Annotated in this window: 11 protein-coding genes and 1 tRNA gene; 9 read left to right on the top strand and 3 right to left on the bottom strand. The window is 52.0% G+C overall.

Annotated elements, in window-relative coordinates; translation table 11 throughout:
- The first annotated feature begins 18 nt into the window (after positions 1–18).
- From HMPREF0636_RS05745 to rnr, 4 genes are all read left to right on the top strand, one after another.
- On the top strand, positions 19–651 hold the full coding sequence (locus tag HMPREF0636_RS05745) for a polysaccharide deacetylase family protein (RefSeq protein ID WP_044169094.1): 633 nt from the start codon (positions 19–21) through the stop codon (positions 649–651).
- A 189-nt stretch (positions 652–840) separates the two neighbouring features.
- Positions 841–2,379 carry a sensor histidine kinase gene (locus tag HMPREF0636_RS05740; RefSeq protein ID WP_044169093.1) on the top strand — a complete coding sequence of 513 codons (1,539 nt, stop codon included), beginning with the start codon at positions 841–843 and terminating at the stop codon, positions 2,377–2,379.
- A gap of 62 nt (positions 2,380–2,441) precedes the next feature.
- Positions 2,442–3,182: a response regulator transcription factor gene (locus tag HMPREF0636_RS05735; protein ID WP_005468496.1), complete on the top strand. Its 741-nt coding sequence runs from the start codon at positions 2,442–2,444 to the stop codon at positions 3,180–3,182.
- 213 nt (positions 3,183–3,395) lie between these two features.
- Positions 3,396–5,642 (top strand): ribonuclease R, encoded by a 2,247-nt coding sequence (rnr, locus tag HMPREF0636_RS05730; RefSeq protein WP_044169092.1) that lies wholly within the window; start codon positions 3,396–3,398, stop codon positions 5,640–5,642.
- Positions 5,643–5,759: 117 nt separating this feature from the next.
- On the opposite strand, the gene dnaJ is transcribed toward rnr, so the two are convergent.
- Positions 5,760–6,917, bottom strand: a complete 1,158-nt coding sequence (dnaJ, locus tag HMPREF0636_RS05725) for a molecular chaperone DnaJ (protein WP_044169090.1) — start codon at positions 6,915–6,917, stop codon at positions 5,760–5,762.
- A gap of 24 nt (positions 6,918–6,941) precedes the next feature.
- Positions 6,942–7,529, bottom strand: a complete 588-nt coding sequence (locus HMPREF0636_RS05720; RefSeq protein WP_044169203.1) for a nucleotide exchange factor GrpE — start codon at positions 7,527–7,529, stop codon at positions 6,942–6,944.
- Positions 7,530–8,258: 729 nt separating this feature from the next.
- Here HMPREF0636_RS05720 and HMPREF0636_RS05715 point away from each other — a divergent pair.
- From HMPREF0636_RS05715 to HMPREF0636_RS05695, 5 genes are all read left to right on the top strand, one after another.
- Positions 8,259–8,729: a hypothetical protein gene (locus HMPREF0636_RS05715; protein ID WP_044169088.1), complete on the top strand. Its 471-nt coding sequence runs from the start codon at positions 8,259–8,261 to the stop codon at positions 8,727–8,729.
- A gap of 19 nt (positions 8,730–8,748) precedes the next feature.
- On the top strand, positions 8,749–9,570 hold the full coding sequence (locus tag HMPREF0636_RS05710; RefSeq protein ID WP_044169086.1) for a metal ABC transporter permease: 822 nt from the start codon (positions 8,749–8,751) through the stop codon (positions 9,568–9,570).
- Positions 9,531–11,882, top strand: a complete 2,352-nt coding sequence (gene porW, locus HMPREF0636_RS05705) for a type IX secretion system periplasmic lipoprotein PorW/SprE (RefSeq protein WP_044169084.1) — start codon at positions 9,531–9,533, stop codon at positions 11,880–11,882. Before HMPREF0636_RS05710 ends, porW begins: the two co-directional genes overlap by 40 nt.
- A gap of 361 nt (positions 11,883–12,243) precedes the next feature.
- Positions 12,244–12,317 (top strand) — tRNA-Ala (locus HMPREF0636_RS05700).
- A gap of 235 nt (positions 12,318–12,552) precedes the next feature.
- Complete coding sequence (locus tag HMPREF0636_RS05695; RefSeq protein WP_005468504.1) at positions 12,553–12,771, top strand: hypothetical protein; 219 nt, start codon at positions 12,553–12,555, stop codon at positions 12,769–12,771.
- 237 nt (positions 12,772–13,008) lie between these two features.
- Here the strand turns inward: HMPREF0636_RS05695 and HMPREF0636_RS05690 are convergent, their stop codons facing one another.
- Positions 13,009–14,421: an MFS transporter gene (locus tag HMPREF0636_RS05690; protein WP_044169082.1), complete on the bottom strand. Its 1,413-nt coding sequence runs from the start codon at positions 14,419–14,421 to the stop codon at positions 13,009–13,011.
- Position 14,422: the final 1 nt, after the last annotated feature.

Raw genomic sequence — 14,422 nt, 5'->3', positions numbered from 1 at the left:
AACCTTTAGCTGAAGCAGATGGTCGAGAGACTCCTTTGCCGTGTACCGATGTGGTACCGTATGCTTATCCCTGGGGCAAGATGGCGTATCCCAGCTATCACAGGGCGGAGCATCTACCTTACGTTCGATGATGGTCCAATACCCGAGGTGACACCTTGGGTATTGGATCAGCTTGACGAACTTGGGATCAAAGCCACGTTCTTTTGTGTCGCGGACAATGTACGTCGCTATCCAGAGCTCTTCGCTGAGATACAGCGTCGAGGGCATCAGGTGGGTAATCATACCTACCACCATATACAGGGACTCTTTCATTCGACAAAGTCCTATATGAAGGATGTGCATGCTGCGCACGAACTCATTCATTCACGCTACTTCCGCCCTCCGCATGGGCATCTTCGTCTCTCGCAGAATCTCGAGCTGAGCCATAGCTTCGAGCTCATCATGTGGGATGTCGTCACCCGTGACTATAACCCTAAGCTAAGTCCAGAGACGATCCTTGGTTATGTGAAGCGTTATGCTCGTAATGGCTCGATTATTGTCTTCCATGACTCATTGAAGGCAGAGAAGAATATGCGTCAGGCGATGCCTGAGGCTGTTCGCTGGCTTCAGTCGGAGGGTTATCACTTCCTGCGTATAGGTGATGCTCCGTAGCTATTTACGTTGGATAATGACATCGCAGGGCTCACAGGTTTGGTCGTTGCCACCTATGAGCCCTGCTCTGTTTCTTACAGAGTATTTGCATTTTACACGATATGTAAAATTCGGGTAGAATACGTACCTTTGCTGAGTCAAGTAAAAGATTTGTAGCTAGTTCCCCCTTGCTCTTCAGGACAAGTAGGTATGAAAAAAAGAGTTATCTGGGTCATCGTCCTTGCGCTTATCTCAGCATATGGTTTGCTGTCATGGGTGCAGTACCAGTACTATGACCGCATCTTGACCCTGCGCAAAGAGAATATGCGTAGTCAGATGAAGGATGCTCTTAGCGAGGTCGCCGAGGAGCTACAAGTGCGTGAGCTCGTCCGATATCTAAATAAAGGAGTTGGGAGTAAGGATGCTCCTCTCTCCTCCCCAGAGTTTGTTGCTTCTGACGTTGCCCCATTCGATATCTGGCCTCGGACGAAGACCGATACGCTGACAGTGCGGCAGGCGATAGATGCAGATCAGGTTGTGCTTCGGCTGCCCAATAAGGGGAAAACAAATCGCATAGACTACCGTCCTTCGGAGATGCTACTTCATGCTTACTTTGTTAATCTCCATGCATTAGATAAGTACCTGCTGAAGTATATCTATGACACCAGTATGAACGAGAGCGTCGAGCAGCTGGTGAATGTACGCCTACTAAAGAACCTTATTCGTGAGCGTCTCGACAGTAAGAACCTCTGTGTGGCTTACCAAATGACGCTCTATGACTATCAGGGGAATGTACTCTACGAGTATCGTCCACCAGGAGTAATGCGTGGTGACTGGGAGGAAGATGAGAACTCAATAACACAGCATCTCTTCGTCCCAACAGATGGCTCAACCGAAGGTAGACCCTATATGCGCGTATCGCTAGACCTCGATCCAACACGTGCAGAGGTGCTTCGTCTTGCCTTGCCGAGCTTCATCTCTACAATTATTGTGTTGCTCCTCGGCTTCTCTGCGCTGGGAGTCTTGCTTAAGTATTTCAGTTTCTCCTCACAGCGGACGAACTTCATCAATAACATGACCCATGAGCTGAAGACCCCGATTAGCTCGATCGTCCTCTCAACAAAGCTCCTAGAGGAGAGTACCTCACCAGCAAGTACCTCACCAAAGCAACGGCAGATGGTGTCGGTCATCTCGATGGAGGCGCAGCGGCTGAAGTTCTTAATCGATAAAGTCCTTCAGCTATCCATCCTCGAGGGCCATACGGGTAAGTTCTCCCTTGAGACCCTAGATGTCAACGAACTTATCCTGCCTGTGGCGGAGATATATACCTTTCATGCTCAGCAGAGAGAGGGAGACCTAATCTTGGACTTGGAGGCAACGAATACGTGGGTGCGAGGAAATCAAATGCATCTCTCCAATGTCTTCTTTAATCTCTTGGACAACGCTGTGAAGTACAGCAATCCCGACCGACCGCTCCGACTGAGGGTGAGTACGCAGGACGATGGAGACTATATCCTCATTACGGTTGAGGATAATGGTATCGGTATGGAGCGGAAGGAGCTTAGACGTATCTTTGACCGCTTCTATAGGATAAGCTCCGGGAAGAGGCATGATGTGCGGGGCTTTGGTCTGGGACTCGCCTATGTCTACTCTGTTATACGCCAGAGTAAAGGCAAAATAACAGCAGAGAGTGATATAGGAGTAGGCACGAAGATGACCATTCGCCTTCCTGTCTATCACGATGTGTAGAAGGGTTATTTTCCCCTGTATGATATAAACTGAATTATTTACCCTCAAAAGATAAACGTTTCATGGATGAACAAGTCAGAATCCTTCTCTGTGAAGATGAAGAGAACCTGGGTACAATCCTCAAGGAGCTCCTCGAGAGCAAGCATTATAAAGTAGACCTGTGTGCCGATGGAGAGCAGGGCTGGAAGGCCTTCCGTCTACATAAGTATGACCTTTGCCTTCTGGATATCATGATGCCTAAGCGTGATGGTCTAACGCTGGCAAAGGACATTCGTAGTATGAGAGATGATGTGCCTATCATCTTCCTCACAGCTCTCGGTATGCGTGAGAATATCCTTGAAGGCTTTCGCTCTGGAGCGGATGACTACATTACGAAGCCCTTCAGTATGGAGGAGCTTGTGCTACGTATTGAGGCCATCCTCCGACGTACAGCTAAGCATGATGCCGAGAGGGAGCCACAACGTATCTACTATATTGGTGGATATACCTTCAACACAACAAACCAAACGCTTACCTTCAACGAGCAGTCTCGTCGTCTGACGACTAAGGAATGTGAGCTACTCTCTCTGCTCTGCCTCTTTGCCAACCAGACACTAGAGCGTGCGTATGCACTGAACGTCATCTGGGGAATTACTGAGCCCTCAGGTGCGAATGAGAATTCATTCAGCCAGCGTAGTATGGATGTCTATGTGACTAAGCTGCGCCGTATGCTCGCTGATGATCCTAGCATCGAGATTAAGAACGTGCATGGTAAGGGTTACAAGCTCGTTATCCCTCCTGTTGCAGCTCCCGAAGAGCACTAGAACTACGAAGCTTACTCATCCGACAACATACATCCTCAAGCCACCCCACATCGATAGTGGTCGCTATCGGTGTCGGGGTGGCTTCCCCATTTATTCTCCCAATGAGCTGAGCACACCTAGGTGGCCTGGGTTCCCAATAAGTACTGATGAGGTTTGCTGGGCTAGGTCGACAAACCTTGTATCACTAGATTACTGAAACCTTTAGACAAAACGATGAGTAAAAAGAAACAACTATCTACCATAACGAAGAAGGGTAAGCACCATTCTCATGAGACATCCTCTATGAATAAGCGTGAGATCCAGCGTATCGCTCATCTGGTCTTTGATGCAAACGAAGGACATGTCCTGTCTTATAAGCAAGTATGCCACGCTTTTGGCAAGACTACAATGGGACAGAAGCGTATGATCTATCAGGCTCTCTCCGAGATGGCACAGCTGGGAGAGCTACAGGAGCTGGAGCCTGGACGCTTCACCCGTGGTAGCTCGGAGGGAAATACCCTCGAAGGGCGTTTTGACTGCCGTGCAGGTCGCCCCTCCTTCATCCCAGAGGATGCGGAGCTTGATCCTATTTCGCTCTCTGATCGTTCGTGTGCGCATGCATTGCATGGCGATAGGGTACGTCTTGCCTTCCACCGCACACGGAAGGGGGAGATTAAGGCGGCACGTATCATCGAGATCCTTGAGCGTAGGGAGGCCATCTATGTTGGTACCTTGCAGAAATCTCGTGGCTACTCCTTCTTTGTGACGAATAATAAAGAGCTGCGCCAAGATGTCTTTATCCCTGATGATAAGTGCCTCGGGGCAACCAGCCGAGATAAGGTTGTTGTGCGGATCCTTGATTGGGATGCTCGAGCCAAGAATCCTCGCGGGGAGGTCATAGATGTCCTAGGTAAGTCGGGGGAGAACTCTACCGAGATGCATGCCATCCTCGCTGAGTTTGGTCTCCCATATAAGTATCCAGAGGAGGTGGAGCGAGCAGCTGAAGAGCTGTCCGGTGAGATCACAAGCGAGGAGCTTGCCCAGCGTGAGGACTTCCGTGGTGTACTGACCTGCACGATTGACCCACGTGATGCGAAGGACTTCGATGATGCCCTTTCGTTTCGTCCATTATCAGGTAACCGCTACGAGGTCGGGGTGCATATTGCAGATGTGAGTCACTATGTGCAGCCTGGAGGGATTATTGATGACGAAGCTTACCGCCGAGCCACCAGTGTGTATCTCGTGGATCGAACGATACCGATGTTGCCTGAGCGACTCAGTAACTTCCTTTGCTCGCTTCGCCCAGATGAGGATAAGTATGCCTACAGCTGTATCTTCACCCTTGATGCAGAGGCTCAGCTCGTCTCAGCACGCATTGCGCGCACTGTGATTCGTAGTACTCGGCGTTTCTCCTACGAGGAGGCACAGGAGATTATTGACACGGGGCAGGGAGATTATGCTGAGGCAATCCTTACACTCCACCAGCTGGCACAAAAGCTCCGTGCGAGGAGGTTTGAGAAGGGTAGTATTGCCTTCGACCGCCCAGAGGTGCGGTTCGAGTTAGATAAGGATGGGAAACCGATAGCAGTCCATATCAAGGAAAGCAAGCCTGCTCACCAGCTGATCGAGGAATTCATGTTGCTGGCAAATCGTACCGTTGCCGAGCGTATCTCGGATGCTTCACGTCAAGATATCACACCAGCTCTTCACCTGAAGAAGCGCACCCCTCCTACCTTCGTCTATCGTATCCACGAGGCACCTGATGAGGGGAAGCTACGTAGTCTCTCGGAGTTTGTTGCCCGCATGGGCTATAAGCTCCGTACGGAGGGGGGGGCTGAGGCGGTTACCCAAAGTCTGAATAAGCTCCTCAATGACATCAAGGGGAAGCCTGAGGAGAATATGATCTCCATGCTAGCGATACGCTCCATGGCGAAGGCTCGCTATACGACAGCGCATATTGGGCATTATGGGCTGGGCTTTGAGAGCTATACACATTTCACCTCTCCCATACGTCGTTATCCCGACCTCATGGTGCATCGCCTGCTCACTCGCTATCTCATCGAGGGTAAGGAGAGTGCAGATGTTTCTTCGACCGAAGAGCAGTGTGACCATGCCTCTGATATGGAGTCGGTGGCCGCTAATGCGGAGCGTAGCTCCATCAAGTATAAGCAGGTCGAGTACATGATTCCACGGCTGGGGCAGACATTCACTGGTGTTATTACGGGGCTTGCAGACTGGGGAATCTACGTAGAGCTGGATGAGAATAAGTGTGAAGGGCTTGTGCCAGCTCGTGATCTAGAGGATGACTACTACGAGTATGATGAGACGAATTTCTCTTTGGTTGGTCGGCACACAGGTCGTCGCTTCCGTCTCGGGGATCAGCTAGAGGTCACTGTGGCGCAGGCTGATTTGGCTCGTCGGCAACTCGACTTTGCCCTTGCCGAGAGCTCTAGGCTTCGCCCTCGCAGACGCCTTCGCTAGTCTTGCTCGGAGGAGCTGGGAGCTCTAGCTATCCCCTCTGTCCGCGACTTGATATGACACAGCCCGATTACCTCACTGAGAGGTAATCGGGCTGTGCTGTATTTAGTGGGATGATGCCTATCGAAGCATCTGCCGGTAGTGTTGGTCGATTTCCTTGCGTGCTTCCTCTGTAGGCTGGAAGGCTGAGCCCGACATCTCTCCAAGTACGCTAGCATCCGCTTTTTCATCCAGCTTGGGGATGAAGACATTCACGTTTATAAGCAGGTCTCCTCGTCCATAGCCGTTTACAGAGGGCAATCCCTTGCTGCGTAGGCGTAGCACCTTACCTGGCTGTGTGCCTGCGGCGATAGTCACCCGTGCCTTCCCGCCTATGGTAGGCACCTCTACTGAGCCCCCTTGAGCTGCAGTGGGGATAGAGACAAGGAGGTTGTAAATTAGGTCATTCCCATTGCGGATGAGATTGGGGTCTTCTTCCTCCTGGATAATAATATGTAGGTCCCCAGGTTCGCCGCCACGAGGACCTGCGTTCCCCTTACCAGAGACGTTGAGCTGCATACCTTCGGACACCCCAGCTGGTATGCGGAAGGTCACGACTTCCTCACCGATCTGAGTTCCCTTACCCTTACAGTAGGAGCAAGGCTTGGTAATCACCTCGCCAGAGCCCTCACAGGTAGGACAGACACTCTGGGTCTGTACCATCCCGAAGATGCCTCTCTGCGCCGAGATGACGACCCCTGAGCCATGACATGTCCCACAGGTCTGCTTCCCATCCTTGTCGTTTGTCCCTTCGCCGTGGCAGTGGGTACATGCGACTTGCTTCTTGACCTTGAGCTTCTTCTCGACGCCCTTGTCGATCTCCTCGAGGTTGAGACGTACCCGAGCTCTGAGGTCTGAGCCACGCATCACGTGACGCCCTCCTCCGCCAGAGAAGCCTCCGAACCCGCCGAAGTCAAAGCCTCCACCCCCGAAGAGGTCGCCGAAGCGGCTAAATATATCCTCCATGGACATACCGCCACCACTGAAGCCTCCGCCTCCTGCAGCACTGCTCCCTACACCTGCGTGACCGAACTGGTCATACCGCTGGCGTTTCTGTGGGTCACTCAGTACGTCGTAGGCCTCGGCAAGCTCCTTGAACTTCTCTTCGGCCTCTTTGTCTCCTGGATTTTTATCTGGGTGGTACTTGATGGCGAGCTTGCGGTAGGCTTTCTTGAGCTCTTCATCGCTCGCCCCCTTGCTGACACCTAGTACCTCGTAGTAATCTCTTTTTGTTGCCATTGCTGTATTCTATCTCTTCCTTCGTTACTGCCCGACGACGACAGAGGCGTGGCGAAGGACCTTATCGTTCAGCGTATAGCCCTTCTTGACGCAGTCGATGACCTTCCCCTTCTGAGCCTCTTCGGTAGCAGGGAAGGTGGCGATAGCCTCGTGGTACTCCTCGTTGAAGTCCTGTCCCGTCGCCTCGATGGGGCGTACCCCTTGTCGCTGGAGGTAGTCGAGGAACTTTGTGTGGATGAGGTGCATACCCTCCTTCAGAGCCTCTAGGTCGGTCGCCTTGTCGAGGTTTTGTAGGGCAATATCCAGATCATCCACGACAGGAAGGAGGTCTCCTAGCACCTTCTCTCCACCACTGCGAATGAGTTCGCTCTTCTCTTTGAGGGTGCGCTTGCGGTAGTTATCGTACTCCGCTACGAGGCGCAGATGGGTGTCCTTGAGCTTCTCTAGCTCAAGGCGTAGGCGGTCTTCTTCATTCTCGGGAGAAGAATCTTCCTCTGACAATTTTTCCGTAGACGCCTCGTCTGCAGGTATTTCACTCTGACACTCTGTCTTGCTCTCCTGCTCTAGGAGCTCTTCTTGTGCAGTAAGAGGCTCCTTGATTTCTTCGCTCATATTGTAGTCTTTTATTCTGTTACAAAGCCTGTTAGCCCATACCATGGTCGTGCCCAACCCCCTCAAGGGGATGGGGATAGCCATATAGGTATAAGCCCGATATACATCTTCCCAGCAAATATGATACCGAAGCCCGAATATTCTATTGGGCTCGTGTGGCTTGGTGTCGATCTTCCCGAAGGCATCGAAGGAGACCTGTATCCTGACCTTATTTTTGTGCTCTAGGGGGATGTTGTATTGTGTTGATAAACAGTTGTATGTGAGATGGCCTGAATGTCCCCTTGGCGAGTTGTGGTAACTCGTCTAAACGACTTACTATAACTCGTTGCGGAGACTTACCATAACTCTTGATGACGAGTTACCATAACTCTCTGCGACGACTTATGGTAACTCGCTGAAGGGGGATTTTTGGGGGGCATTTTCTCTTTTATAAGCAGTTGTTTTCATGTGCTTTAGGGGAGGAGAATGACCGATGCCTTAACTCTAGTGAAGTTTTGTCTTTGGAGGGTTAAGGAGATAGGCCTCGGTTTCTTTATCTGCTTCTTTGCTCCGTGGTGACGGGGCATGTGCTAGGGAACACAGAGCTTGCTCCTGCTGTAGAGTATATAGATAAGGGGATTGTCGGATATCGTCGCTCTGGGTGGGGGATATGCTTGCTTGTAATGAACTATCTTTGCACGAATGCGCTTATTCTATTGCATTTAGAATAGGATCTTAGACAACGATTTTATGGGAAGTATTTTGGTGATTGTACTGGCCTTGCTCGTGCTGGGTGCTGTAGCTGCGCTTGTGGCTTCATTACAATCGTACCTCAAGGCTCGACGTATCGCCCGTGGTGAAGACGTGGCAGAGGAAGAGGAGTTCGTGCCGAGCGAGGGGGGATGCTGTGGTAATCACTTGACCTGCGAGCATGATAGCCTCCTAGCTGCTGTTAGCCCAGAGATCGTCTACTACGACGACGAGGAGCTAGATCGGTATCGTGGGGTGACTGCTGGTGGCTATACGGAGCGACAGGTGGAGGAGTTTCGTGAGATCCTCCTCTCGCTTGACGATGACGATGTGCCTGGGTGGGTACGTAGCTTACAGCTGAGAGGAATAGAGTTCCCTGAGACGCTTCGCCCAGAGCTTTACCTTATAGTTGTCGAGCATCGTGACTACCATGCTATCGTAGGAAGGCACGAAGCAGAGCCCACACTTTAGCCCAAGCCTCACGAAGCACATGGAGAGCATCTTCTCGTATCAATTCTTTCAGAATGCCCTCATCGCCTCACTGCTCACTGCGGTGGTGTGCGGTGTGGTGGGTTCGTATATCGTGGTACGGAGGATTGTCTTCATCAGCGGAGGGATTACCCATGCCTCCTTCGGGGGGATAGGGTTAGGGCTGTACCTTGGTATTAATCCTCTGCTCTCGGCCGCTGGGGCAGCTGTACTCGCTGCCTTCTCCATAGGTAAGATGAGTGAGACCGAGGGGGTGCGTGAGGACTCTGCAATAGCCAGTGTGTGGGCTCTAGGGATGGCGCTGGGGGTGCTCTTTATGACCTTGACCCCGGGCTATACGACAAGCCTGCCATCCTATCTCTTTGGGAACATCCTGCTTGTCACGAGGGAAGACCTCGGAGTACTTACCGTACTTGCCCTGGGGCTTATCCTGCTCTTCTCCCTGCGTTATCGTACCATCCTTTATCTCGCTTTTGATAGAGATTTTGCTGCAACACGAGGGGTAGCTGTCGTGTGGTGGGAGCGTGGACTTCTGCTGGTCATTGCCATAAGCATGGTGCTAGCTATCCGTACAGTGGGGATTATGCTCCTCTTATCTCTGCTGACCCTTCCCCAGACCATTGTGGGTTTTTTCACGGCTGACTTCAAGAAGATCATCCTCGGCTCAATCCTGCTCTCCCTACTGGCAAGCGTCGGGGGGCTACTGCTGAGCTACTATGTACTCTCTGTGCCATCAGGGGTGCTGATCATCCTATTGCTTTTCCTCTTTTTAGCCCTTAGCTGGTGTGTACGTTCGCTCAAGCATCGACGAGGCATAGGCTAGGCTGCTTATTCCTTGTTGCCCTACTCCTTGGCCTTAACTTCGGTTGTTCGCGTCGGACAACTACCGCCACTAGTCGCCTTTACCATGCTCTATCTGCACGCTACAACACCCTATATAATGCCTCTCTTGCTTACGACGAGTCCTACACAGCCTTCTTGGAGGGCGTAGCGGAGGACTACAATGCACTCCTGCCTCTTGACCCTATTGCCTATGCTGTGCGAGGGGAGGGGAAAGGTGGAGACTTCCAGCGAAGTAAAGCCAAGGCAGAGAAAGCCATACATGAGCATAGCCTACAGCGTAAGCCTGCCCGAAAGCCTGGGTGGCGACGTGATCCAAGAGCCGTCGCTGAGCAGGCTAAGACAGAATATAATCCTGCCCTCAGCTCTGCGTGGCTCCTGCTCGGGAAGTGCTACGTCTACGAGGCGAACCTCCCCAAGGCACTGGCAACCTTCCAAGAGGCAAGCCGCATCTATGCTACCGAGGCGGAGGTAAGAGACGTGGCTCTGCTGTGGCAGGCACGGTGCTACCTCATCGAGGAGCGAGCCTCCGAAGCTCTTGAGCTCCTACAACGCATAGAGCGTACACCGAACTCCCCCGTTCGTCAGACCGAACTCTTCCATACCGTTGCTGCCGAGTATGCCCTCCTTTGTGGGAACTATCCACAGGCAATCACCAGCCTTCTTCACCTCATACCTTCTACACAGCCTCGCCTGCAACGGGCCCGACTCTATTACTTACTCGGAGAGCTATATGAAGGGATGGGGGCGACAGAGAAGGCTCGAAAAGCCTATCAAAAGAGCGGACGTACGAGTCTCAAGCCTGCCCTAGAGTTTGCTGCATGTCTGAAAGAAAACAGCCTAAACCCTTCGCGTAAAGATGCTATCCGCACCCTCACGAAGCTCGTGAAGACCCCGAACTATCGTGCGCATCGCTCCGATGTGTACCTTGCCTTAGGTCAAGCGCATCTGGCTATGCGAGATAGCCTGCGAGCGGAGCAGAGCTTTCGGGCTTGTGTTGATTCTGCTCTTGGTAGCCCTTCCTCAATGGCTTTGGCGAACCTATTGCTGGTCGAGCTGTCCCTCTCTCGTGAGCTTTACCCAGAGGCTCTAGAGCATCTACGCCTTAGCCTGCCCCACCTTCCCCCGAGCTATCCGAGGTACGACGAATTAACCTCCCTCTCTGCCAGCCTCACAAGGCTGGCTCCACTTGCCCTCACCCTTCGCCATCAGGATAGCCTTGCCCTCCATACCTCTTCCCCGGAAGAGCGAGCTAAAGCTCAGGCACAAACTGCCCCTGTGCTCCTCGGTATGGCACAAATCCTCTATGGGGAGCTGGGGGATAGCAAACGAGCCGAAGCCCTTTACCTTAGGATCATGAACGACTTGCCGAAGACCAAGGAGCGTCCAGAGGCAATTTACCGCTATTTGCTATTAACACTTAGGGAAAAGCAGGGCGAACGAGCCGAGATGCTCCGACATCGCTTCCTCTCAGAGTATCCCGACGACCCAAGGGCAAAGCTCTTAGCTCAGAGTGACTATATCTCTGGTCTCGAAGCAAGAGAGGCTCTCGCCACTAAGCTCTATCACGAAGCCTTCACTGCCTATCGTAAGGGACAAGGAGAAGAGGCGGAGGTACGGCTGAAGCAGTTTAGGGAGCTGTACCCCGATCATGAGCTGAGGCCTCAAGCACTTCTCTTGGGGGCTTTGGTTCGAGCGCAGGGAGGGGATAACGAGGGCTTCCGCAGGCAACTAGAGCAACTTATTCGCACTACCCCCCGAGGGGATGTGGTGGAGCTAGCTACGGCGATGCTTCGCAAGCTGGACGGAGGGCATCGGGTAGCGGGTGGTGTGCTTACGACACCCCAAGGGCTGATTCACCCTCAAGAGCAACCTATACGTACCGATAGCCTCTTCACCCGACCTCACCCAGCGGAGATCCCAGAGCTACTTCTCATCTATCCGATAGATCGCCTCGCCGCTCATGAGGTACTCTTTGCCATCACAGCGTTTGACTACCAGTACTTCACACAACGACCACTCGAGGTCACGCCCTGGGAGGGCTCTTCGCTACGTGGGTTTCGTATCCGAGGCTTTCAGAGCCAAGGAGAGGTCGCTCGCTATCTGCGACTTGCAGGGGAAGTAGGGGGACTGCTTCCAGCCCTACCCTTGGAATGCCTACTCCTTCCCATTACGCCCAAGAACCTTACTCGTTTGACTCAAGAGACGCTGGCGATCTACCGACAATGGCTGGCGGAGTCATCCCCAAGCACCCCAACTAATCCAAGCGAAGGACTTGGCAAAACTTCCCGTTAAATATATTGGAATAAGGTAGGGGAGGTTGAGCTGGAGGCTCTGATGCCTCCCTCTGTGCGCCCGTAAGGGTTTCCTCGGTACCTTGAGAGAGGTATCCTCGTAACCTCCGAGGAGTTTCCCCCGATACCTCTTTAGAGTTTCCCTCGGTACCCCTTGGGGGCTTCTTCTAGAGCTTTGAAGAGGTCTCTCTTACGACCCTATGTCGAGCCATGGAGTGGGTAGGGTAGGGAGAGAGGAAATACAAATAAAGGGAGGACAGGTAGGAGTCCTTTGTGCTGAACCATAGTGTGGTATAAAGAAATATTTGTACCTTTGTCCGCAAATGAGGGCAAGTGGCACCTCAGGTTAAATGAGATGCTATGGGGTATTAGCTCATCTGGCTAGAGCGCGACACTGGCAGTGTCGAGGTGAGCGGTTCGAGTCCGCTATACTCCACCGTGAGGAATATAGGCAAGCGTGCCTTCGCTCCTCACTAATACCGAAAGACCCTTACCTACCTAATGGAGATTTGGGCATACGTCGAGGTGGCTTTAATTCTAAGGACACTTCGGTGTACGTAGCATGAGCTGGTCGATACCCTTGTTTGGTGAATCGAAAAGTTGGTGTATCTTTGCGGTGTTATTAAATAGCGAATTCGAAATTTATAACCAATTAAACGTAAGAAAGAAAGATGAAGAAGTTTTTCGCCTTCGCAGTTGTAGCTGTAGCTACACTTGCTTCTTGTGGTGGTAACAGCGAAAACAAGGCTGCTGATTCAACAGCTGTTGATTCTGCTGCTGTTGTAGCTCCAGTCGTTGAAGAAGTTGTTGCAACTGTTGATTCAGCTGCTGCTACTCTAGACTCAGCTGCTACTCAGGCTCAGGCTGCCGTAGAAGCTGCTACAAAGTAAGCTAAGCTCTCACGCGAAGAGTTTGATTTAGGGCTCGGAAAATTGCCCTAAACACAGACAGTAAACACGCCTCATGATCCTCGGATCGTGAGGCGTGTTTCCGTATACCCCTAGTCTGTATACTCCAGACTACCAGTAACTATATTGGGGAAGTCTCAGCTGAGACTTCCCCAATATAGTTACGACCGAATAGTCTGTTTGACTCTTGGGCAGAATAGATGCAGACCGAGAAGTAGATTACTTCTTGACGTTGGGGAGCTCTAGCCCATACCCCTTCTTCTTGTCTACAATCTTCAGGAAGGCACTTAGCACGAAGGCTGCTACACCGAAGCTAGCGAAGATGAGCATCGCCAGCGTGTAGTCCTTGGGCTGACCTTCGGGCACATTCTTGTTCACGCTGTCCAGCACGCTACCCACGATGATGGGCACAGACATCAGACCGACATTCTGTATCCAGAAGATGGCTGAGTAGGCAGACCCCAGTACCTTATTATCTATAAGCTTGGGCACGGAAGGCCAAAGCGTAGCAGGCACGAGTGAGAAGGAGATCCCGAGGAGTATAATCGCAGAGAAGGCCACGGCTGTACTAGACGAGCTTCCACTCACAAAGGGATACAGCGCAAAGGTCATGTGGCACACAATCATCAGGATCGAGCCAAGGATGAGCATGGTAGCCCCTTTACCCTTGCGGTCGAGGAAGTAACCCAAGAAGGGGGTAACAATCATAGCTCCGATAGGGAAGTAGCTGAAGATATCCGAAGCTTCCTTTAGCTCGAAGCCCACCTTATAGTGGAGCATCTCGGTGGCAAACTTCTGGAAGGGGAAGATGGCAGAGTAGTAAAGTACACACAGGAGTGCTACGATCCAGAAGATACCCTTACCAAAGACCTTACCCAGGTCACTGAACTTAAAGGGTTCCTCTTCCTCTACTTCCTCGTCTCCGAGTTCATTATCAAGTGCACGATCCATGAACCAATACACGACGTAGAGGAGCAGGCCAATGCAGAGCAGGAGCGCACAGAAGATCACTGGAGCCTGTACTGACTCAAACTTCTCGGATAGCCAAGGAGAGATACGGAAGATCATGAAGACCCCGAAGCGAGCTAGCGCCATCTCTATACCCATGGCTAGCGCCATTTCCTTACCCTTGAACCACTTGACAATGGCTCGGGACACCGTTACACCTGCCATCTCGGTACCACAACCAAAGATCATGAAGCCCAAGCTAGCAAGCATCGCCGTCGGTGGTAGCTCCCATCCGAAGACATTCTTGATACCTCCGGTGAGGCCACTAATCGTCTCATAGCCTATTCCCCCGTTACGGAAGGTGGCACTAAGAGCATAAACCTTGAGCCCTGCCCCTATGACCATCAGGGATCCCGACAGTAGAGCCGTGAAGCGGACTCCCATCTTATCTAGGATGATGCCTGCTAGGATCAGGAAGCCAACGAATACGTTAAGGAAGAATTCACTCCCCCCGTAAAGTCCGAAGACCGTAGAGTCCCACCCGAGTTCCTTCTCTACAAGTATCTTGACGGGCGAAAGCACGTCAACGAACATGTAGGCAAAGAACATCGTCAGTGAGACCAGTGCTAGTGCTCCCCAGCGAGCTGCGGGTTTGTCTCGGAGGGAGCTACGTAGTTGTTCCATA

This window comes from Porphyromonas catoniae ATCC 51270 (genome assembly GCF_000565015.1).
GTDB classification, from domain to species: domain Bacteria; phylum Bacteroidota; class Bacteroidia; order Bacteroidales; family Porphyromonadaceae; genus Porphyromonas; species Porphyromonas catoniae.
Note: the sequence above shows the minus strand (reverse complement) of the source record. Positions and strands in the feature narration are given on the sequence as shown.